The organism is Bradyrhizobium sp. BR13661 (assembly GCF_029892425.1).
Taxonomy (GTDB): Bacteria; Pseudomonadota; Alphaproteobacteria; order Rhizobiales; family Xanthobacteraceae; genus Bradyrhizobium.
In genome coordinates this window covers 294,330-312,454 of sequence record NZ_JARXWB010000006.1, presented here as the reverse complement: position 1 = coordinate 312,454, position 18,125 = coordinate 294,330, and the positions used below count along the sequence as shown (strand labels likewise).

Annotated in this window: 17 protein-coding genes; 8 read left to right on the top strand and 9 right to left on the bottom strand. The window is 64.8% G+C overall.

What is annotated here, in order from left to right:
* Positions 1-7 precede the first annotated feature (7 nt).
* Positions 8-1,606 (bottom strand): glutamine-hydrolyzing GMP synthase, encoded by a 1,599-nt coding sequence (gene guaA, locus M2427_RS13155; protein ID WP_280706731.1) that lies wholly within the window; start codon positions 1,604-1,606, stop codon positions 8-10.
* 150 nt (positions 1,607-1,756) lie between these two features.
* On the opposite strand from guaA, the gene M2427_RS13150 reads away from it, so the two are divergent.
* From M2427_RS13150 to M2427_RS13140, 3 genes are all read left to right on the top strand, one after another.
* Positions 1,757-2,128 (top strand): nuclear transport factor 2 family protein, encoded by a 372-nt coding sequence (locus tag M2427_RS13150; RefSeq protein ID WP_280706730.1) that lies wholly within the window; start codon positions 1,757-1,759, stop codon positions 2,126-2,128.
* Between the two features lie 94 nt (positions 2,129-2,222).
* The gene (locus tag M2427_RS13145; RefSeq protein WP_280706729.1) at positions 2,223-2,555 is read left to right on the top strand and encodes a DHCW motif cupin fold protein; all 333 of its coding nucleotides are present in this window, start codon (positions 2,223-2,225) and stop codon (positions 2,553-2,555) included.
* A 263-nt stretch (positions 2,556-2,818) separates the two neighbouring features.
* Positions 2,819-3,028 (top strand): cold-shock protein, encoded by a 210-nt coding sequence (locus M2427_RS13140; protein ID WP_027532363.1) that lies wholly within the window; start codon positions 2,819-2,821, stop codon positions 3,026-3,028.
* 221 nt (positions 3,029-3,249) lie between these two features.
* On the opposite strand, the gene M2427_RS13135 is transcribed toward M2427_RS13140, so the two are convergent.
* From M2427_RS13135 to M2427_RS13125, 3 genes are read right to left on the bottom strand one after another with little or no spacing between them, the layout of a single operon-like run.
* Positions 3,250-4,551: an RsmB/NOP family class I SAM-dependent RNA methyltransferase gene (locus M2427_RS13135; RefSeq protein ID WP_280706728.1), complete on the bottom strand. Its 1,302-nt coding sequence runs from the start codon at positions 4,549-4,551 to the stop codon at positions 3,250-3,252.
* Positions 4,552-4,586: 35 nt separating this feature from the next.
* The gene (locus M2427_RS13130) at positions 4,587-5,009 is read right to left on the bottom strand and encodes an MAPEG family protein (protein WP_280706727.1); all 423 of its coding nucleotides are present in this window, start codon (positions 5,007-5,009) and stop codon (positions 4,587-4,589) included.
* A gap of 47 nt (positions 5,010-5,056) precedes the next feature.
* A complete protein-coding gene (locus M2427_RS13125) occupies positions 5,057-5,722 on the bottom strand; it encodes an NUDIX domain-containing protein (RefSeq protein WP_280706726.1) in 666 nt (221 codons plus the stop codon).
* Between the two features lie 128 nt (positions 5,723-5,850).
* Here M2427_RS13125 and M2427_RS13120 point away from each other — a divergent pair, with 128 nt between their 5' ends.
* The 4 genes from M2427_RS13120 (at position 5,851) to M2427_RS13105 (ending at position 9,483) form a co-directional block, all read left to right on the top strand.
* Entirely contained in the window at positions 5,851-6,852 is a 1,002-nt protein-coding gene (locus tag M2427_RS13120; RefSeq protein WP_280706725.1) for a radical SAM protein, read from the top strand.
* A gap of 199 nt (positions 6,853-7,051) precedes the next feature.
* A complete protein-coding gene (locus M2427_RS13115) occupies positions 7,052-7,669 on the top strand; it encodes an acriflavin resistance protein (protein ID WP_280706724.1) in 618 nt (205 codons plus the stop codon).
* A gap of 140 nt (positions 7,670-7,809) precedes the next feature.
* Positions 7,810-8,535, top strand: coding sequence for a tetratricopeptide repeat protein (locus M2427_RS13110; protein WP_280706723.1), 726 nt, complete (start codon positions 7,810-7,812; stop codon positions 8,533-8,535).
* Positions 8,536-8,640: 105 nt separating this feature from the next.
* Positions 8,641-9,483, top strand: a complete 843-nt coding sequence (locus tag M2427_RS13105; RefSeq protein ID WP_280706722.1) for a metallophosphoesterase — start codon at positions 8,641-8,643, stop codon at positions 9,481-9,483.
* 8 nt (positions 9,484-9,491) lie between these two features.
* Here the strand turns inward: M2427_RS13105 and M2427_RS13100 are convergent, their stop codons facing one another.
* The 3 genes from M2427_RS13100 to guaB form a co-directional block, all read right to left on the bottom strand.
* Positions 9,492-9,794, bottom strand: coding sequence for a hypothetical protein (locus M2427_RS13100; protein ID WP_280706721.1), 303 nt, complete (start codon positions 9,792-9,794; stop codon positions 9,492-9,494).
* A 194-nt stretch (positions 9,795-9,988) separates the two neighbouring features.
* The gene (locus M2427_RS13095) at positions 9,989-11,011 is read right to left on the bottom strand and encodes an NADP-dependent oxidoreductase (protein WP_280706720.1); all 1,023 of its coding nucleotides are present in this window, start codon (positions 11,009-11,011) and stop codon (positions 9,989-9,991) included.
* Positions 11,012-11,217: 206 nt separating this feature from the next.
* The gene (gene guaB / locus M2427_RS13090; RefSeq protein ID WP_280706719.1) at positions 11,218-12,711 is read right to left on the bottom strand and encodes an IMP dehydrogenase; all 1,494 of its coding nucleotides are present in this window, start codon (positions 12,709-12,711) and stop codon (positions 11,218-11,220) included.
* A gap of 436 nt (positions 12,712-13,147) precedes the next feature.
* Here guaB and M2427_RS13085 point away from each other — a divergent pair, with 436 nt between their 5' ends.
* Positions 13,148-14,638, top strand: a complete 1,491-nt coding sequence (locus M2427_RS13085; protein ID WP_280706718.1) for an MFS transporter — start codon at positions 13,148-13,150, stop codon at positions 14,636-14,638.
* A 6-nt stretch (positions 14,639-14,644) separates the two neighbouring features.
* Here M2427_RS13085 and M2427_RS13080 read toward each other — a convergent pair whose 3' ends face one another.
* Positions 14,645-15,322 (bottom strand): response regulator transcription factor, encoded by a 678-nt coding sequence (locus M2427_RS13080; RefSeq protein ID WP_280706717.1) that lies wholly within the window; start codon positions 15,320-15,322, stop codon positions 14,645-14,647.
* Positions 15,297-17,861: an ATP-binding protein gene (locus M2427_RS13075; RefSeq protein WP_280706716.1), complete on the bottom strand. Its 2,565-nt coding sequence runs from the start codon at positions 17,859-17,861 to the stop codon at positions 15,297-15,299. Before M2427_RS13075 ends, M2427_RS13080 begins: the two co-directional genes overlap by 26 nt.
* Between the last annotated feature and the right edge of the window lie 264 nt (positions 17,862-18,125).

Sequence of the window (18,125 nt, the reverse complement as noted above, 5' to 3'; positions counted from 1 at the left end):
TTAGAAATCATTCCCACTCGATCGTCCCAGGCGGCTTGCTGGTCACGTCGTAGACCACCCTATTCACGCCCTTCACCTCGTTGATGATGCGCGTGGCGGTCTCGCCCAGGAATTTCATGTCGAACTGGTAGAAGTCGGCGGTCATGCCGTCGGTTGAGGTGACGGCACGCAGGCCGACCACATAGTCGTAGGTGCGGCCGTCGCCCATGACGCCGACGGTCTTGACGGGGAGCAGCACGGCGAAGGCCTGCCAGATGTCGTCGTAGAGGCCGTGCTTGCGGATCTGGTCGATGTAGACGGCATCGGCCTTGCGCAGGATGTCGAGCTTATCCTTGGTGATGTCGCCGGGGCAGCGGATGGCGAGGCCGGGGCCCGGGAACGGGTGGCGGCCGACGAAGATTTCGGGCAGGCCGAGCTCGTAGCCGAGCTTGCGCACCTCGTCCTTGAACAGCTCGCGCAGCGGCTCGACGAGCTTCATGTTCATGCGTTCAGGGAGACCGCCGACATTGTGGTGCGACTTGATCGTCACCGAGGGGCCGCCGGTGAAGGAGACGCTCTCGATCACATCAGGATAGAGCGTGCCCTGCGCGAGGAAGTCGGCGCCGCCGAGCTTCTTGGCTTCCTGCTCGAACACCTCGATGAAGAGACGGCCGATGGTCTTGCGCTTTGTCTCGGGGTCGGTGACGCCTTCGAGCTCGCCGAGGAACTGCTTGGAGGCGTCCACGTGCACGAGCGGGATGTTGTAGTGGTGGCGGAACAGGTCGACGACGGTCTTGGCCTCGTCGAGGCGCAGCATGCCGTGATCGACGAAAACACACGTGAGCTGGTCGCCGATGGCTTCATGGATCAGCACGGCCGCGACGGCGGAATCGACGCCACCGGAGAGACCGCAGATCACCTTGCCCTTGCCGACCTGGGCGCGGATTTTTGCGATCTCCTCCTCGCGGAAGGCGCGCATGGTCCAGTCACCGGTGAGACCGGCGATCTTGCGGACGAAATTGCGGATCAGCTTGGCGCCATCGGGCGTGTGCACCACTTCGGGGTGGAACATCAGGCCGTAATATTTGCGCGTCTCGTCCTGGATGATGGCGAAGGGCGCGTTCGGGGAGGTGCCGGCGACGGAGAAGCCCGGCGGCATCCTGGTGATGCGGTCGCCGTGGCTCATCCAGACCTGGTTCTTGCTGCCTGACGACCAGACGTCCTCGAACAGCTTGCTCTCGGCCTTGACCTCGACATCGGCGCGGCCGAATTCGCGGTGGTGGCCGCCTTCGACCTCTCCGCCGAGCTGGGCGGCCATGGTCATCTGGCCGTAGCAGATGCCCATCACGGGCACGCCGGAGGCGAAGATCAGCTGGGGGGCGCGGGGGGAGCCTGCCTCGTGGACCGACTCCGGCCCTCCGGAGAGGATCACCGCTTTGGGCTTCATCTCCTTGAAGGCCTCTTCGGCCTTGTTGAACGGGACGATCTCGCAATAGACGCCGTCCTCGCGCACGCGACGCGCGATCAGCTGCGTCACCTGGCTGCCGAAGTCGACGATGAGAATCTTGTCGTGCGCCGAGGCCACGGAGGGCGTCGACGCTGAGCGGTCGTTCTGTGCTGCTGTCATGGCAAGCAAATACGCGACGGGGGGCCGCGCCGCAACCGCGCGAGTGCGCGCGCCCACATGCTTCTTTGGGCGTGGACAAATGGATATAGGTAAGTATTATTGACCTAATATGCCTCGCCTGCCAAACAGGGGCCGATCAGGGAGAACGCCATGACCAAATTTCATCAGCCATCCACGCTTGCCGCGCTTGGCCGCACCTGGGTCGAGGCCTGGAACGCGCGCGATCTCGAGCGCGTGCTGACGCTTTACGACGACGCCACCGTGATGACCTCGGACCGCATTCCGGCGATGGGGTTCGACGCCAGCGGCACCGTGCGCGGCAAGGACGCTTTGCGGGCGTATTGGAGCAAAGCGCTCGGGCTCCTGCCGGAGCTGCACTTCACGTTGATCGAATTGTTCGTCAGCCCTGACAGCGTGGTGGTGTTTTACGAGAACGAGCGGGGTAAGAGGATCTGCGAATATCTGCGGGTGAATGATGCGGGGCTGATCGTGCAGGGCTCGGCGAATCATTTGCCGCATTGAGGGCTGCTATCTTCTCCGTCATTGCAATGACGGAGACTGTAGAGGCAGCTTGCGCTAACAACTCTCCGCCGCCTCCGCCATAGGATTTCCCATCATGAAGCTCCCCACCTCGCCCTTCACCGTCACCGACTGGAGCAAGGTCGAGGCGACCACGCATCCTGGCGAAACCGGCGAAGCCAAATGGCGCACGCTCAACATCGGCGATCTCCGCGTGCGGATGGTCGAGTATTCGCCGGGCTATCTCGCCGATCATTGGTGCGACCGGGGCCACGTGCTCTACGTGCTGAAGGGCGAGCTCGACAGCGAGCTGCGCGATGGGCGCAAGTTCAAGCTGACGCCTGGCATGAGCTACCAGGTCTCGGACTTTGGCGACGCCGCGCATCGGTCGTCGACCGCGGTGGGCGCGACGCTCTTCATCGTGGACTGATGGAACTATCGTTCAGGAGGCGTTTTGCAGCGCAAAATAGCAAATCTTACCCGGCTCGCCACGAGCGCGTGCCGCCTTGAAGTTGCCCCAAAAAATCGCTAGATTGTGAACATCGATCCTTGGCCGAACGACTGGGCCGCTCCGTCTCATTTCCAATGGGCGAGCACGTTTCAGGTATTTCTCCAAAATCGACCAATCGGGACAGTGGGCGCAGACTGCGCATTTGTCCCCCTGAGTGCATCGTCAATTGAAAGGAAATGACTATGGCAATGGGCACCGTGAAGTGGTTCAACAACCAAAAGGGCTTTGGCTTCATCCAGCCGGATGACGGCGCAAAGGACGTCTTCGTTCACATCAGCGCCGTTGAGCGCGCTGGTCTGTCGACCCTCAACGAGGGCCAGAAGGTCTCCTTCGACATCGTTGCGGACCGCCGCAGCGGCAAGTCCTCGGCCGACAACCTCCGCGCCGGCTAGTTGACCCCGACATTCGCGATCTGACCGCGGACGTACCGGCAGATCGTTGAGTTCGAAAGACCCCGCGACCGGGATCCGGTTCGCGGGGTTTTTGTTTGCGGCCAAGCCGTCATTCCGGGGCTCGCGAAGCGAGAGCCCGGAATCCATTGATCCTCAGATTATGCCGCCCGATGGATTCCGGGCTCGCCCTTCGGGCGCCCCGGAATGACGACGGAGCGGAATCAGCCCGCCTTCTTCAGAACCGAGACGAAGAACCCGTCGGTGCCCGTGCGGCGCGGGGTCATCAGCCAGCCCTCGTCCGATCGGAGTGCGGCTTCTGCAAACGCCTCGGCCTTGTCCCAGAGCACGCTTGCGGTCTGTTCCGGCGGCACCACCGCAAACTCCGGATGCCTCGCGACGAAGGCCTCCACCTGCTCGCCGTTCTCCTCAGGGAGGACCGAGCAGGTGATGTAGGCGATGCGGCCGCCGGCCTTCACCAGCGGAACCGCGCGCGCGAGCACCTCGGCCTGGTCCTTCAGACGAATCTCCAGCGCGCCCGGGCGCATGCGCCATTTGGCATCGGGGTTGCGGCGCCAGGTTCCGGTTCCCGTGCAGGGCGCGTCGATCACCACGAGGTCGGCGGTCGTGCTGATGTCCTGGAGCGGATCGGCCTCGCCCTTGGGCGTGCGGACGTCGGCATTGTGGACGCCCGCGCGCGACAGGCGTTCGTGGATCGGCGCGAGCTGGCGCTTGTCGCTGTCGGTGGCAATGAGCCGGCCCTTGCCCTGCATCAGCGCTGCGAGCGCCAGCGTCTTGCCGCCGGCACCGGCGCAGAGATCGATCACCTGCTCGCCGGGTTTTGCCGCGGTGAACAGGGCCGCCAGCTGCGATCCCTCATCCTGCACTTCAACGCCGCCCTTGATGAAATCCTCTTCGGCCTGGATGCCGGGGTTGCGTGCATCGGCCGAAAGCTCGATGCGCAGGCCATTTGGCGACCAGGGCGTCGGTTTCGCATGAAGATGAGCAAGTGCCTTCAGCACCTTGTCGCGATTGGACTTTAGCGTGTTGACGCGCAAATCGAGCGGCGCCCGGCTCGCCATCGCCGCCGCCTCCGCGGCGCGGTCCTCGCCGAACACTTTGGCGAGATGAGAATCCAGCCACTCCGGATAGTCGCCGGCAATCGCGGCGGGCGCGCCTTCGAGGGAGCGCGAGCTGAGGGCGGCCTGCTCGGCCTCGGTCAGCGGCTCGGGCGCGAAGCGGCTGCCGTCGAACAGAGCGGCCATGGTCGCGATGTCCATGTTGCGCTCGAGGCGCAGCATGCCGATCAGCCGCGCGCGGGCGGTGTCGGAATCCATCAGGAAGGCGCTCGAGGCATAACGGCGCAGCACGTCCCAGACCAGGCCGGCAATCGCGGCGCGGTCACCGGAGCCGGCGAAGCGGTGCGCGGTGCCCCACTCCTTCAGCGCCTTCGCCGCGGGCACGCGGTCCTTCTCGATGGTGTTGATCACTTCGATGGCTGCGGACAGCCGGGCAGCGGGAGTCATTTGAATCTTTCAGATCGGGATTGGCGTGCAAGCGCCTAGATCAGCAACAGGATTTTCAGGGCGAAGTAGATCCACATCGCCAGCAGCACGAGGACGCCGGCGAGCCAGACCGTCGAGCGCCGGCCAAGATCGTTCGTGGTGACGAACACGCCGGCATGGGCAAAGCGTGTCACCACGAACACCCAGGACATCAGCACGATGAAGAGATCGGCGTGCCGCAGCGGCAGCGCCAGCGCGATCAGGGCGTAGAACAGCACTGGCAGCTCGAACTGGTTGCGGTAGCAATTGGCGATTTGCGTGGCGCCCTTGGGCCAGTTGGGCTCACCCAGAGCGATGTCGCGGATCTTTGTCTCGCCAGAAACCAGCGCATTGCGGCGCCCAAACACCATGCCGATCAGCAGCGCGAAGGTGAGCCCAATCTGCGCGAAGACCGGCAGCAAAACCATTTGAACGGACATCGGAACTTTCCCGAAAATGGCGCGAACGGCGCGCGAGGCGATCACCGCTACACGGTGCGGTCGAATTCGACAACGCCGGACTTGGCCAAACGAAACAATTGCGCTGGCCGCGCCGTCGCTTTGCTGACGGAACCGGTCACGGGCTCGATCATCCGGAGCTCGTCAACCTTGCGGCGAAAGGCGCTGTCGTTGAGCGAGCGGCCGAGCGCGGCCTCATAGGCGCGCCGCAGCTCCGGCAGCGTGAATTCCACCGGAAGCAGGAAGGCCGGCAGCGACGAATAGGCTGCACGGCGCCGGCAGCGCTCCAGCGCGCCGGCGACGATGGCGTCATGGTCGAACGGAAGCCCCCTCGCCTCAGCAACCGGCAGCATTTTCAGCGACGCATCGCCCCGCGCGGCGAAATCCGCGCGCGGCAGCAGCGCGTAATAAGCGATCGACGCCGACCAGCCGCGCGGATCGCGCTTCCCGCCCGAAAACGTCATCAATTGCTCGAGCACGCGCACGGAAAGCCCGGCCTTGTCGCGCAGCACGCGGACTGCCGCGGCATGAGTCGACACGTCCTCCTCGGGATGAACGTAGCCGCCGACCAGCGCGAGCTGTCCGGCGTGCGGGGCCTTTTCGCGCGCCTGGAGCACGACATGGATGCGGTCATCGTGCAGGGTCAGCAGCACGACATCGACGGTGAGAATGGGGCGGATCAGTTCGGCGGCCATAGGGCATCCTAGCTCGCGCGAATAGCAAATTGCAAATAACAAGTTGCAATACATGGGCGACGGGCCCAGGCTTCGTCAAGGCGATGGCAATCATCGTTTGAGACACTGACGTAAAGAGAGAGGCCAACATGATCGTCGTCTGGCGTGTCGTGAACAGTTGCAACCTTGCCTGCGGATTCTGCGCCTATGACAAGCGTCTCGGCTTTCCGCGCAGCCAGGCTGCGCCCGCCGAGATCCTCCGCTTCGCCACGGTGCTGGCCGAGCATCAGGCGCAAACCGGAGACGGCGTTCTTCTGAGCTGGCTCGGCGGCGAGCCGCTGCGCTGGCAGCCCCTGCAGGCTTTGACCCACGCCGTGCGCGGGCTTGGCCTCGAGGTCAGCGCGACGACCAACGGCACCACGGTCGGCAGCCTGGCGCTGCGCCAGCATCTTTGCGAGACCTACAAGGAGCTGACCATCAGCGTGGACGGTTTTGCCGCCTTCCATGACCCCTCGCGAGGCTGGGCGGGCGGTTTCGAGAAGCTGCGCCGCTGGGTGCCTCAGCTGGCGCGTGAGGCGCGCGTGCACGGTTCGAGACTGAAGCTGCGCGCCAACGTCGTGCTCATGCACCAGAATGTCGGCGAATTCGCCACGCTGTGCGATGAGCTTGCCGACTGGGGCATCGTCGAGATCACCTACAATCAGCTCGGTGGCCGCGACCGGCCGGAGTTTTATCCGCAGCACCGTCTCACCGGCGCAGATGTCGATGCGCTGGAACGGGCTCTGCCGGCAATTCGCCAAAACCTCGCTTCACGCGCGGTCATGCTGATCGGCGGCGAGCACTATCTGGCGCGGATCCGTGCGAGCACGCTGGGCCAGCGGATGCCGGTCAGCGATTGCGATCCTGGACAGAGCTTTCTGTTCATCGATGAGAAGGGCCAGGTCTCGCCGTGCAGCTTCACGACGCAGGACTACGGCATCGACATCGGCAGCCTGCGAAGCGCCGCCGATCTGGCCGCCCTGCCCGCCCGCTTCCGCCTGTTGCAGCAAGCCGCACGTTCCCGGGAGTGCGACGACTGCCTGAGCACGCAGGTCTGCGGCAAGTTCAACGCCGCGCGCCGTAAGGCACCGGCCATGGCGGCCGCGGAATAGCGCTTCAGAATCCAAGGCAGAATTTCGGCCAATCCATTTGAACAGCCACCGCAAATGCCGCCGGTGCCACAGCGCCGGCAGCCTCGTTCGCGGCAAGGGCAGCGATCGTCCGCGAACGACTTGAACCGGCATTCCCGATCTTGCGACCAACTGCCGATCGGCAAAGCGATTTTGCCCCCCGGAGCCGGCGAAGACCGCCATGAACACCCTGTCCAGCCTTTGGGCCGAAACCTCCGACGGCCAGCTCGGCCTCTGGATGTCGGCGCTGTCAGGCGTTGCGGCGGCTCTGGCCGTCGCGCTGGCGCTGACGGTCTATTTCCGCCTGAGCTACCGGAGCTGGCGCGATGTCGTCAGGCACGGATTGGCCCTGTTCGCTGCCATCGCCCTGTTCGCGTTCGTCGGCTACGACATGCGCCATGCCGCGCTCGCTTTTCTCGGCGTCAACCCGTCGAAGCCCGCAGTCGAGTTCGAGATCCGCATGCCCCGCGAGACCCTGACCACGGCGGCCACCGACCCCCAGATCGAGCTGCACACCGACCGCAACCAGACCCTCGCGCTCGTCGACGGCGTCAGCGACCTTTCTGACGGACGCGCGGTGCTGCGCGGCGCGGTCGCGCTCAACTATCGCACCACCGACCGAATGCTGGTGATGAACCTGCCCGGTAAAGGCACATTCGAGTTCCGCCTGCGTCTGCCCGCCGAGCCGCATCGCAGCGAGCAGTTCGGCCCCTGGCATCTCGCCGATCGCATCGCCTCGCCGGTCACTGGCGGCGTCGCGCAGCAGGACGCCTATTCGATCCGTTATCGCGTGCTGTGACCGATATGCCCCGAGCAAGATCTCGCGCAACGGCCGCGCTCACTCTCGCGACTATCCTTTGTTCTGCGCCGCTGAGACCGGTCATCGCTGGACCAGCCGACATCGCGGCCTGCGACCGGCTCGCCGCACATCCCACCGATGTGGACAGGCCTGCCGATGTGAAGGGCAATCTCGACATCGCCGATGTTCCAACAGCGCTGAAGGCCTGCAAGGCGGCCGCAGCGGCGCCCGATGCGCCGCGCCGGATCTGGATGGAGCTCGGCCGCGCCTATGAGTTCAATCGGCAGATGACCGAGGCCGCCAGCGCCTATCGCAAGGCCGCCGATGCCGGCAGCACAGCCGCGATGACCGGACTCGGCGTGCTCCTGATCAACGGCAACGGCCTCAAGAAGAACATCGCCGAGGGACGAATGCTGATCGAGAGAGCGGCTGAAGCCGGCGATGTCGACGGCATGACCAACCTCGCCTCGCTCTACGGCGCCGGCGTCGGCGGCAAGACCGATTTCGGGATGGCGCGCAAATGGTACGCCAGGGCAGTCGAAGCGAATTCCAGCGAAGCCATGTATCAGCTGGGATTAATGACCCAGGACGGTGATGGCGCGGCGAAAGATGACGTCGCCGCCAAGGCGCTGTTCGAAAAGGCCGCTGCGCTCGATCATGCCGACGCACTCGAGCGGCTTGGCGCCTACGCCGAAGCCGGCCGCGCCGGGGCGAAGGATGCGAGGGCCGCGATCGCCTATTACAAGCGCGCTGCCGCTCTCGGCAATGAAGATGCCGGCAGGGCGCTGGAACGTCTGCGTTGTCCGTTCGCGCTTCGGGATCGCGACGGCAAATCCGCCGGGCGGATTTGCTTTGACGGCGGATAGATCCGCTCTCGTCTGCTTTAAACGTTGTCCGCTTTAAACTTTGTTTCATCGCGGATCTTGCGCAGATGTCATCGTTCCGACGTTTGGCTAGATGATACTTTGCGCATGTCAGAATTTCGCCTCGTCCAGATTTCCGACACGCATCTCGGCCGGCGCTTCCCCGGCCTGATCGCGAACTTCCAGGCGGTCAGCGAGCACATCGACGCAAGCCGGCCTGATCTCGTCATCAACACCGGCGACGTGTCGTTCGACGGCCCGAGCGACCGCGACGATGTCGAGTTTGCGAAGAGCCTGCACGCGGCCCTTCCGGTCGAGTGCCGCTACATCCCCGGCAATCACGATATCGGCGACAACCCGACCGCGCTCGGACCTGCGCCCAAGCCGCCGATCGCGGAAGCGCACCGCCAGCAATTTTGCGACATCATCGGCGAAGACCATTGGTCTTTCGAGGCCGCCGGTTGGCGCTTCATCGGCCTCAACTCGCTCGTCATGAATTCAGGCCTCGCATTCGAGGCCGAGCAGTTCGACTGGCTCGCTTCGGAGATTTCACGCGTGAACGGCAGGCCGGTCGCGCTGTTCATCCACAAGCCACTGTTTCTCAACCTGCCCGACAATCCTGAACTCCCGGAGACGTCGATCCGCTACGTGCCGCAGCCGGCGCGTGCGCGCCTGATCGAGATGTTCTCACGCGTCGATCTCCGCCTCATCGCCAGCGGTCACGTGCACCAGCGTCGCGACTTCACGTTTCGCCAGACGCGCCACGTCTGGGCGCCGTCGGCCGGATTCAAGATCAACGATCAGCGCCAAGACCGGATCGCGATCAAGGAGACCGGCCTCGTCGAGTACCGCTTCGCCCCTGACAGTTTTGAAGTCCGCCACGTCCGCGCCGCGGGCCAGGTCGACGTCGATATCGAGGAGCTCTTCGCCCAGATGGGCGGCGCGCATTAGCGTGCGGTTCAGGCGACGCTCTTGAGATCCTGCTGGATTGCAGCGAGCAACGATTGCAGCGCATCGCTGGTCACCGGCTTGGCCGCCGGATCATTGGCAGGCGCAATTCTGGTGGGCTCAGCCGCCTTCACGACCGGACGGTTCGGAAAGCGCGGCGGAGGCGCCGGCATCGCGGCTTGCACGAAGGTACCTTCGTCCTCGCTGTGCACGAACTTGCCGTGGATGACGTCGTCATGGCGGCCCATGACAAACATGGTCGCCCAATAGCCGGCGGCCAGAAGGATTACGCTGAAAATACCGATCTCTAACATCGCAACGCCCTAAATATGCGCGATGATTCAATGCCTTCACCCTGACGTCAATGAACCCTCGGTCACACAGGCGGGTTTTTGCGGGAAGGTGTTGCCGATCGGTTACATTTTGTTAACCACCGGTGTCAGGAGTGTGACACCGGTGCAACTACGAGACGTCCCAGACCTATCGGAGACGGTTCAGCCTGGCAGGTCTAAGCCTTGTCCGGCCCGACCCGGACCAGCTGCTTGCCGAAATTGGCGCCCTTCAGCAGTCCCATGAACGCGCCGGGAGCGCTCTCCAGGCCCTCGGTGACGAACTCCTTGTACTTCACCTTGCCGTCGCGGACCCAGTTGGACATGTCGCGCAGGAAGTCGCCATGGCGCGAGGCGAAGTCGGAGACGATGAAGCCGCGGAAAGTCAGCCGCTTGGTCAGCGTCGCGCGCATCATCGCTGCGGCCCATTTCGGCGGCTTGGCTTCGGTGTCGTTGTAATGCGCGATCAGGCCGCAGACCGGCACGCGCGCGAAGGGATTGAGCAGCGGGAACACCGCCTCGAACACGGCGCCGCCGACATTCTCGAAATAGACGTCGATGCCTTTCGGGCAAGCATCCTTCAGCTTCGCCGCGAGATCAGGATCACGGTGATCGACGCAGGCATCGAAGCCGAGCTCCTTCACCACGTAGTCGCACTTGTCCTTGCCGCCGGCGATGCCGACTGCGCGTGCGCCCTTGATCCTGGCGATCTGTCCCACCGCCGAGCCGACCGCGCCCGAAGCACCGGCGACGACGACAGTCTCGCCGTCTTGAGGCTTGCCGATGTCGAGCAGGCCGGTATAGGCGGTCATGCCGGGCATGCCGAGCACGCCGATCGAGGTCGAGATCGGACCGAGCTTCGGATCGACCTTGATCAGACCCTTGCCGTTGGAGATCGCGTGCGACTGCCAGCCAGTCCGGGCACGAACGATGTCGCCCTTGGCAAAGTCCGGATTGTTGGAGGCCGTGACCTCGCTCACCGCTTCGCCTTCCATCACACCGCCGACCGGCACCGGCGCGGCGTAGGACGGACCCTCGCTCATGCGGCCCCGCATATAGGGATCGAGCGACAGCCAGATCGTACGCAGCAGCACCTCGCCAGCGCCGGGCGCCGGCACTGCGAATTCCTCCAGACGAAAATCAGATGATTTGGGCTCGCCGACGGGACGTGCGGCGAGAACGATGCGTTTTGCTTGGGACATGGCTTCCTCCGGATTTTCTTTCAAGCCGGACGGAAGCGGAGGCAGCGAGGCGCGTCAATACAAAAACGGTGGCGCCACATACTCACCGTCATCGCCCGCGAAGGCGGGCGATCCAGTATTCCGGAGGCGATTGTAATTGAGCCGAGACGCCGCGGCGTACTGGATGCCCCGGTCAAGCCGGGGTATGACAGCGGAGCGCGCAATAACTAACCCCCGCCCGGATAGTTCGGGCTCTCGCGCGTGATGGTGACGTCGTGGACGTGGCTTTCGCGCAGGCCGGCGCCGGTGATGCGGACGAACTGGGCCTTGTCGTGCAGCTCCTGCATGTCCTTTGCGCCGACATATCCCATCGCCGCGCGCAGGCCGCCGGCGAGCTGGTGCATGACGTGGCCGACCGCGCCCTTGTAGGGCACCTGGCCCTCGATGCCTTCAGGGACGAGCTTGAGCGTATCCTTGATGTCCTGCTGGAAATAGCGGTCGGCCGAGCCGCGCGCCATTGCGCCGACCGAGCCCATGCCGCGATAGGCCTTGTAGGAGCGGCCCTGCCACAAAAACACTTCGCCCGGCGTCTCGTCGGTGCCGGCGAGCAGCGAGCCGACCATGGCGATGTCGGCGCCGGCGGCGAGCGCCTTGGCGAGATCGCCGGAGAACTTGATGCCGCCGTCGGCAATGACGGGAATGTCGGCCTTCTTCGCCGCCTCCACCGCATCCATGATCGCGGTGAGCTGCGGCACGCCGACGCCGGCGACGATGCGCGTGGTGCAGATCGAGCCCGGACCGATGCCGACCTTGATGCAGTCAGCGCCCGCGTCGATCAGCGCCTGCGTGCCTTCGGTGGTGGCGACGTTGCCGGCAACGACCTGCACGGAATTGGAGAGACGCTTGATGCGGTTCACCGCGTGCAGCACGTGGCGGGAGTGGCCGTGCGCGGTGTCGACGACGACGAGGTCGACGCCGGCATCGATCAGACGTTCGGTGCGCTCGAAGCCGGTGTCGCCGACTGTGGTGGCGGCCGCAACGCGCAGGCGGCCCTGCGCGTCCTTGCAGGCGAGCGGATGGGCGACCGCCTTCTCCATGTCCTTCACAGTGATCAGGCCGACGCAGCGATATTGTTCATCGACCACGAGCAGCTTCTCGATGCGATGCTGGTGCAGCATCCGTCGCGCTTCGTCCTGGCTCACATTCTCACGCACTGTCACGAGCTTCTCGTGCGTCATCAGCTCGGAGACTTTTTGCCGGCGATCGGTCGCGAACCGCACGTCGCGGTTGGTGAGGATGCCGACCAGCTTGCCGGGCGTGTTCTTGCCCGCGCCGGTGACGACGGGAATGCCGGAGATGCCGTGATCGCTCATCAGCTTGAGCGCATCGTCGAGCGTGGCCTCGGGGCTGATGGTGAGCGGGTTCACCACCATGCCCGACTCGTAGCGCTTGACCTGCCGCACCTGTGCGGCCTGCCCTTCGGGATCGAAATTGCGATGGATGACGCCAAGGCCGCCGGCCTGCGCCATGGCGATCGCCATGCGGGCCTCGGTGACGGTGTCCATGGCCGAGGCCATGATCGGGATGTTGAGCGGAATGGCGCGGGTGACGCGGGAGCGGATGTCGACCTCGCCCGGCATGACGTCCGACAGGCCCGGCTTCAACAGCACGTCGTCGAACGTAAAAGCTTCGCGGATGCCTTGAAGTTGCACCGTGGCCATATGCCAACTCCTTCCTGCGGCCCTGCCGCAAATGAGAATGGATGAGCGCCACCCTCGGCGTACCTTGCGGCATCGCCTTGAGAATCGGAGCCCATCGGTGGGGTTGACGCGGGTCGATAGCACGGCCGCGTGACGAATCAAAGGAAATCGGACCGCTGGCCAGCCATGCACAGGCATTTTTGCGCAAATTCAGCGGGGGAAAGCCCATCCACGCCGTCATTCCGGGGCGCGCCACTTGGCGCGAGCCCGGAATCCATCGAGCCGCAGGGACGCTGCCTGATGGATTCCGGGCTCGCGACTTCGTCGCGCCCCGGAATGACGAGGGAGCGCCAGCCGGCATCTAGGTGCTATGCGCTGATCCGCAATGGCCCCGGCCGGATGGCGGTGATAAGCCGCAATTCTCGCTGTTCCTCGTGATTTCCATTACCAATCCGTCATGGTCGACAAGCAACGCACCATTCCGCTGATCGTGGCCACTGCTCTCTTCATGGAGAACATGGACTCGACCGTGATCGCCACCTCGTTGCCGGCGATCGCTGCCGATATCGGCACCAGTCCGCTGACGCTGAAGCTCGCGATCACCTCCTACCTGCTGTCGCTCGCGGTGTTCATCCCGGCGAGCGGCTGGACCGCCGACAGGTTCGGCGCGCGCATGGTGTTCGCGATCGCCGTCGGCGTGTTCATGATCGGCTCGGTCGGCTGCGCCCTGTCGGGCTCGGTGACCGATTTCGTGATCGCGCGCATCCTGCAAGGCATGGGCGGCGCGATGATGACGCCGGTCGGGCGCCTCGTGCTGCTGCGCTCGGTTGACAAGAGCGCATTGGTCAACGCGATGGCCTGGGTGACGGTCCCTGCCCTGATCGGTCCCGTGATCGGCCCGCCGCTGGGTGGTTTCATCACGACTTACGCGTCGTGGCACTGGATCTTCCTGATCAACATCCCGATCGGGCTGCTCGGCATCTTCATGGCGCTGAAGTTCATCGATCCCATCAAGAGCGAGACGCAGGAGAAGTTCGATCTCTACGGCATGGTGCTCGCAGGGCTCGGGCTTGCCGGCATCGCCTTCGGCCTGTCGGTCGCCGGCCTCAATCTGTTGCCCTGGAGCACAATCGCGGCCCTCGTCCTCGGCGGCTCGATCTCGATGACGCTTTACGTGATTCACGCCCGCCGGACCGGATCGCCGGTGTTGGACTTTTCACTGCTCAGGCTGCCGACGCTGCGCGCGGCCATCATCGGCGGCTTCATGTTCCGGCTCGGCATCGGCGCGCTGCCCTTCCTGCTGCCGCTGTTGATGCAGATCGGTTTCGGGCTGTCGCCGTTTCATTCCGGCCTCGTGACCTTCTCCTCCTCGCTCGGCGCCATGGGCATGAAGACGCTGGCAGCGCGTCTCATCCGCGCCTTCGGCTTCCGCAACCTGATGACGGTGAATGCGATCGTCAGCGCATTCTTCCTCGGCGTCTGCGCGCTGTTCACGGTGACGACGCCGCTTCTGATCATCATGGTGATCCTGGTGGTCGGCGGCTTCTTCCGCTCGCTGGAGTTCACCGCGATCAACACCGTGGCCTATGCCGACGTCGAGAGCCCGCAGATGAGCCGAGCCACGACGCTGGTCAGCGTCAACCAGCAGCTCGCCGTCTCCGCCGGCGTCGCGGTCGGTGCCGCCTCGGTGGAGACGACGATGTGGCTGAACCACGTCAGCGAGCTCAACGCCACCGTGTTCATGCCGGCCTTCATCGTGGTGGCGCTGACCTCGGCGGCCTCGAGCTGGTTCTTCTGGCAGATGCCGGCCGATGCCGGCCACGAGATCTCCGGCCGCAAGGCGATCGAGGTCGCGAGCCGCAAGGGCGCGGCGAAGAGCGCCGCGAGCGCCGCCGTCAAGGCAGCGACGGAAGACACGCAGGACATGCGGGATCAACGGCTGGGGTAATCAGGCCTAGGATTGGAGCGGCATGAGCGCATAGCCGACGCCGCGCACCGTTGCGATCGGTGCCGCCGTTCCGTCGTACTGCATCTTGCGACGCAGCCGCACGATCAAATTGTCGACCGTGTGCTCGCTGATCTCGCGCGGATCGCGATTGGAGATGACGTCGAGCAGGAAATCGCGGCTCAGCGGCCGCGTCATTTGCGAGGCAAGGGCCGCCAGGATGTTGAATTCGCCCGAGGTCAGCTTCACCATGCTGCCGTCGGGCCGAAACAACTCGCGCCGGACCGGATCGAGAATCCATCCGTCGAAGGTAATGATCTTCTCCTTGGTCCGCCGCAACACGCTGCGGATGCGGGCGAGCAGCGTGCGCAGATTGATCGGTTTGGAGACGTAGTCGTCGCCGCCGGCCTCGAGCCCGGATAGGACGTCCTCATCGGAATCGCGGCTGGTGACGAAGATCAGCCCGCATTGCTCCCCGAGGCGCAATTCACGCGCAAGCGCGATGCCGTCGGCGTCCGGCAGATTGATGTCGAGCAGGACGATGTCGGGCCTGAGCGCTGCGAGCCCCGCACGCAGCTCGCCGCCGGTCGCCATGCCGTGCGCAACCATGCCCTCTTCCCGGAGGAACGAGGTCAGCATCAGCCGGATCTCCGGCGCGTCTTCAACCACGAGGATGATCGTCGACATTGGCCCCTTCGAACGCGCTGTTGATTGCCGCCGGCACCAGCCTGCTCTGACCGGCGACATCCAGGTCCCGCAGGACGAGCCTGATTTGCCGCCTGAGCGCTCCAACGGCTTCGTCCCGGTCGCCGCGCCTCACCCCCGTGGTCTTCGCCGCCATCAGCGCATCATCGGCGCGCGTGGCGAGTTCGGGCATGCGCAGATTCGCCGCACTCCCCTTGATGCGGTGGGCGATGCTTGCAAGATCCTTTGGCGTCAGATCGCCGCGCGCCAAGTCGCGGTCCAGTTCCAAGAGGCTGTGCGCGAACAACCCCTGCAATTCATTGATGCGATCACGCTCGAAGACCTCTTCGAGCGCGAACGATCCGTGCGCCTGCGGAGGCGCCAGGAACGCCTCGATCTTCCATACGATGTCGTCAGTCGCAAGCGCGGGCGCCAGCGCGAGATCGGCGCCCTCCTCCAGCAGACCCACGGCTTCGCCGTCAGTGGGAACGCCGACGATGAACATGCCTTTGCCTTCCCCTGCGGTGCGCTGGCGCAGCGACCGCAGAAATCCCGACGGCGGAGCGACCGCCACCAACGCCGCGAATTCCCGCGCGGACACCATCGTGCCGGCGGCTTCGAACGATCGGGCCGGGAAAACACGAAATCCGAGTTGCTGGAGCGCAGCGTGCGTCGCCTTGCGTTCGTCGCCCACCACGAGAACGTCGCCGCCGGCATTCAGGGATACGCTCGGGCCGGATACGGGCCAGCGCCGGGATAGCAGCGCCGCCTCGATCGCGGCATGCAGTGCCGCGACATCGATCGGTTTCGCCAGATGTCCGTCCATGCCCGCGGCGCGGCATGCGGCGACATCCCCCGACATGACATTGGCCGTGAGCGCAACGATCGGCACCTGGCCGTGCGGAGCCGCGAGGGCGCGGATTCGGCGCGTCGCCTCGAGCCCGTCCACGTCAGGCATCTGCATGTCCATCAGGACCGCGTCGAACCGCGCGCTCTGCACGAGTTCGATCGCCTGCTCGCCGGACTTGACCAGCGCGATCCTGTGGCCCGTTTTTTCCAGAATCCCGCGCGCAACCATCGCGTTGACGGGAAGGTCCTCGACCAGCAGCAGATTGAGCCGCCTGACCTGCGCAGCCGCCGCGTCGATCGCATCGCGCTCGACCGGCTCACGGGTTGCCGGCAGCGGCAGGCTGAAGCGAAAGCGGCTGCCCTGCCCCGGGGTGCTCTCGACGTCGATCTCGCCGTTCATGCCATCGACGAGCCGCTTGCAGATCGCAAGTCCGAGCCCGGTGCCGCCGAAGCGGCGCCGGATCGACGCATCGGCCTGCCCGAATGCCTGGAACAGGTGCGCCCGTTGCTCCGGCGTGATTCCGATGCCGGTATCCGACACGCAGAATGTGATCCGCGCCTGCTCGTTCGGTGCAGCTGCCGTGACCTCGATGCCGACGTTGCCCTGGCTCGTGAATTTCAGGGCGTTGCCGATCAGGTTGAACAGGATCTGCCGCACCCGCGATTGATCCCCGAGAACCCATTGGGGCACCAGCGGCGAGAGCACCAGTTGCAGGCTCAATCCCTTCTCGCGAGCGCGCGGCGTCATCAGATTGACGATCTCGCGCAGGCTCTGCCTGAGATCGAACGGCGCGCGCTCGTAGAGCTCGGCCTGCCGTTCGAGCTTGGAGATGTCGAGAATGTCGTCGAGGATGCCGAGCAGCCCCTCTGCCGACGATTTGATGATCGACAGGCGCTTGCGCTGCACTGGCGGCAGCGGCTCATCGAGCGCCAGTTGCGCCATGCCGAGGATGCCGTTCATGGGCGTGCGGATCTCGTGGCTCATGACGGCCAGGAAGTCCGCCTTGACGTTCGCGGCCGCTTCCGCCGCATCCTTGGCCTCGCGCAAATCGAGGTTGACCTGCCGCTCACGCGCAATGCGCAGATATTCCTCGCGCCGGAGCCTGTTAAACTGGGTGCGCGCCACGGCGCCGACGACATAGCCGACCAGCACGACCAGCATGATAATCGTGAGATCGAGCGGGCTCTCCGGATCCGGCCTCAGCACGGCCCAGAACAACAGGCTGACGATCGGCGCATAGGCGCTCATCAACGCAACCCAGCGAAATCGCCCGGGGACGCATAGGTTGAGCGCGATGGCAATCAGCGGCAGCAGCAGGCCGCCATGACGGGTCAGGCTCGGATGGTTGAAGACCAGCGCGTTGAGCGTGAAGAACGCAAGCTGATGCAGATGCGTGATCACAACGATGCGCGCGTAGCGGTTCGTCCGCAATAGCGCCAGCACGGCGGCAACCGCGGCGAGCGCGATCAGGACCCGCACCTCCACGAAGAACGCCAGCCGTGGGCCGGTCAACGTCAGGACATCCAGCGGCACGAAGGACAGGCTCGCGACCGTCTCGGCGAGGACGCACAACAGGGCCATCGCGCGCGCCGACTGCCAGACGCTCGCGGCGAACGCCTCCTCTGTCTTGCCGTCGCGAAACTCGCCGGTCTTGCCGATCAGTCCAGGAAGGTCAAATTCTACCGCCGGCATCCCGGCCTATCCTCACACTCGTCACTTGCGGCCTTCAATTGCAGAAGTGATCGGCTCTCGTCCAGAGCCAATGTCGATACAGCGTCGCCGCTTCAGGCTGGCAGGATTTCGGCTTAGCACGACCCCGCCATCCCAAAGATCAACCCGCGTTGATGGCCGTTTCCGTCTCTTTCGCCTACGAGCCATTTCCAGTCGATCCCAGATACGTCCGACGTCGCGCCGCCTGGACTTACGGCCGTCGACCGGCCGCGCCGTCAGTGCCGT

Bases quoted from the DNA above. Each gene is read 5' to 3' on its own strand.
- M2427_RS13150 (WP_280706730.1), top strand. From the start codon at position 1,757: ATGACCAAATTTCATCAGCCATCCACGCTTGCCGCGCTTGGCCGCACC.
- M2427_RS13075 (WP_280706716.1), bottom strand. From the start codon at position 17,861: ATGCCGGCGGTAGAATTTGACCTTCCTGGACTGATCGGCAAGACCGGC.
- M2427_RS13095 (WP_280706720.1), bottom strand. From the start codon at position 11,011: ATGTCCCAAGCAAAACGCATCGTTCTCGCCGCACGTCCCGTCGGCGAG.
- M2427_RS13085 (WP_280706718.1), top strand. From the start codon at position 13,148: ATGGTCGACAAGCAACGCACCATTCCGCTGATCGTGGCCACTGCTCTC.
- guaB (WP_280706719.1), bottom strand. From the start codon at position 12,711: ATGGCCACGGTGCAACTTCAAGGCATCCGCGAAGCTTTTACGTTCGAC.
- guaA (WP_280706731.1), bottom strand. From the start codon at position 1,606: ATGACAGCAGCACAGAACGACCGCTCAGCGTCGACGCCCTCCGTGGCC.
- M2427_RS13140 (WP_027532363.1), top strand. From the start codon at position 2,819: ATGGCAATGGGCACCGTGAAGTGGTTCAACAACCAAAAGGGCTTTGGC.
- M2427_RS13080 (WP_280706717.1), bottom strand. From the start codon at position 15,322: ATGTCGACGATCATCCTCGTGGTTGAAGACGCGCCGGAGATCCGGCTG.
- M2427_RS13125 (WP_280706726.1), bottom strand. From the start codon at position 5,722: ATGGCCGCCGAACTGATCCGCCCCATTCTCACCGTCGATGTCGTGCTG.
- M2427_RS13145 (WP_280706729.1), top strand. From the start codon at position 2,223: ATGAAGCTCCCCACCTCGCCCTTCACCGTCACCGACTGGAGCAAGGTC.
- M2427_RS13105 (WP_280706722.1), top strand. From the start codon at position 8,641: ATGTCAGAATTTCGCCTCGTCCAGATTTCCGACACGCATCTCGGCCGG.
- M2427_RS13100 (WP_280706721.1), bottom strand. From the start codon at position 9,794: ATGTTAGAGATCGGTATTTTCAGCGTAATCCTTCTGGCCGCCGGCTAT.
- M2427_RS13120 (WP_280706725.1), top strand. From the start codon at position 5,851: ATGATCGTCGTCTGGCGTGTCGTGAACAGTTGCAACCTTGCCTGCGGA.
- M2427_RS13115 (WP_280706724.1), top strand. From the start codon at position 7,052: ATGAACACCCTGTCCAGCCTTTGGGCCGAAACCTCCGACGGCCAGCTC.
- M2427_RS13130 (WP_280706727.1), bottom strand. From the start codon at position 5,009: ATGTCCGTTCAAATGGTTTTGCTGCCGGTCTTCGCGCAGATTGGGCTC.
- M2427_RS13135 (WP_280706728.1), bottom strand. From the start codon at position 4,551: ATGACTCCCGCTGCCCGGCTGTCCGCAGCCATCGAAGTGATCAACACC.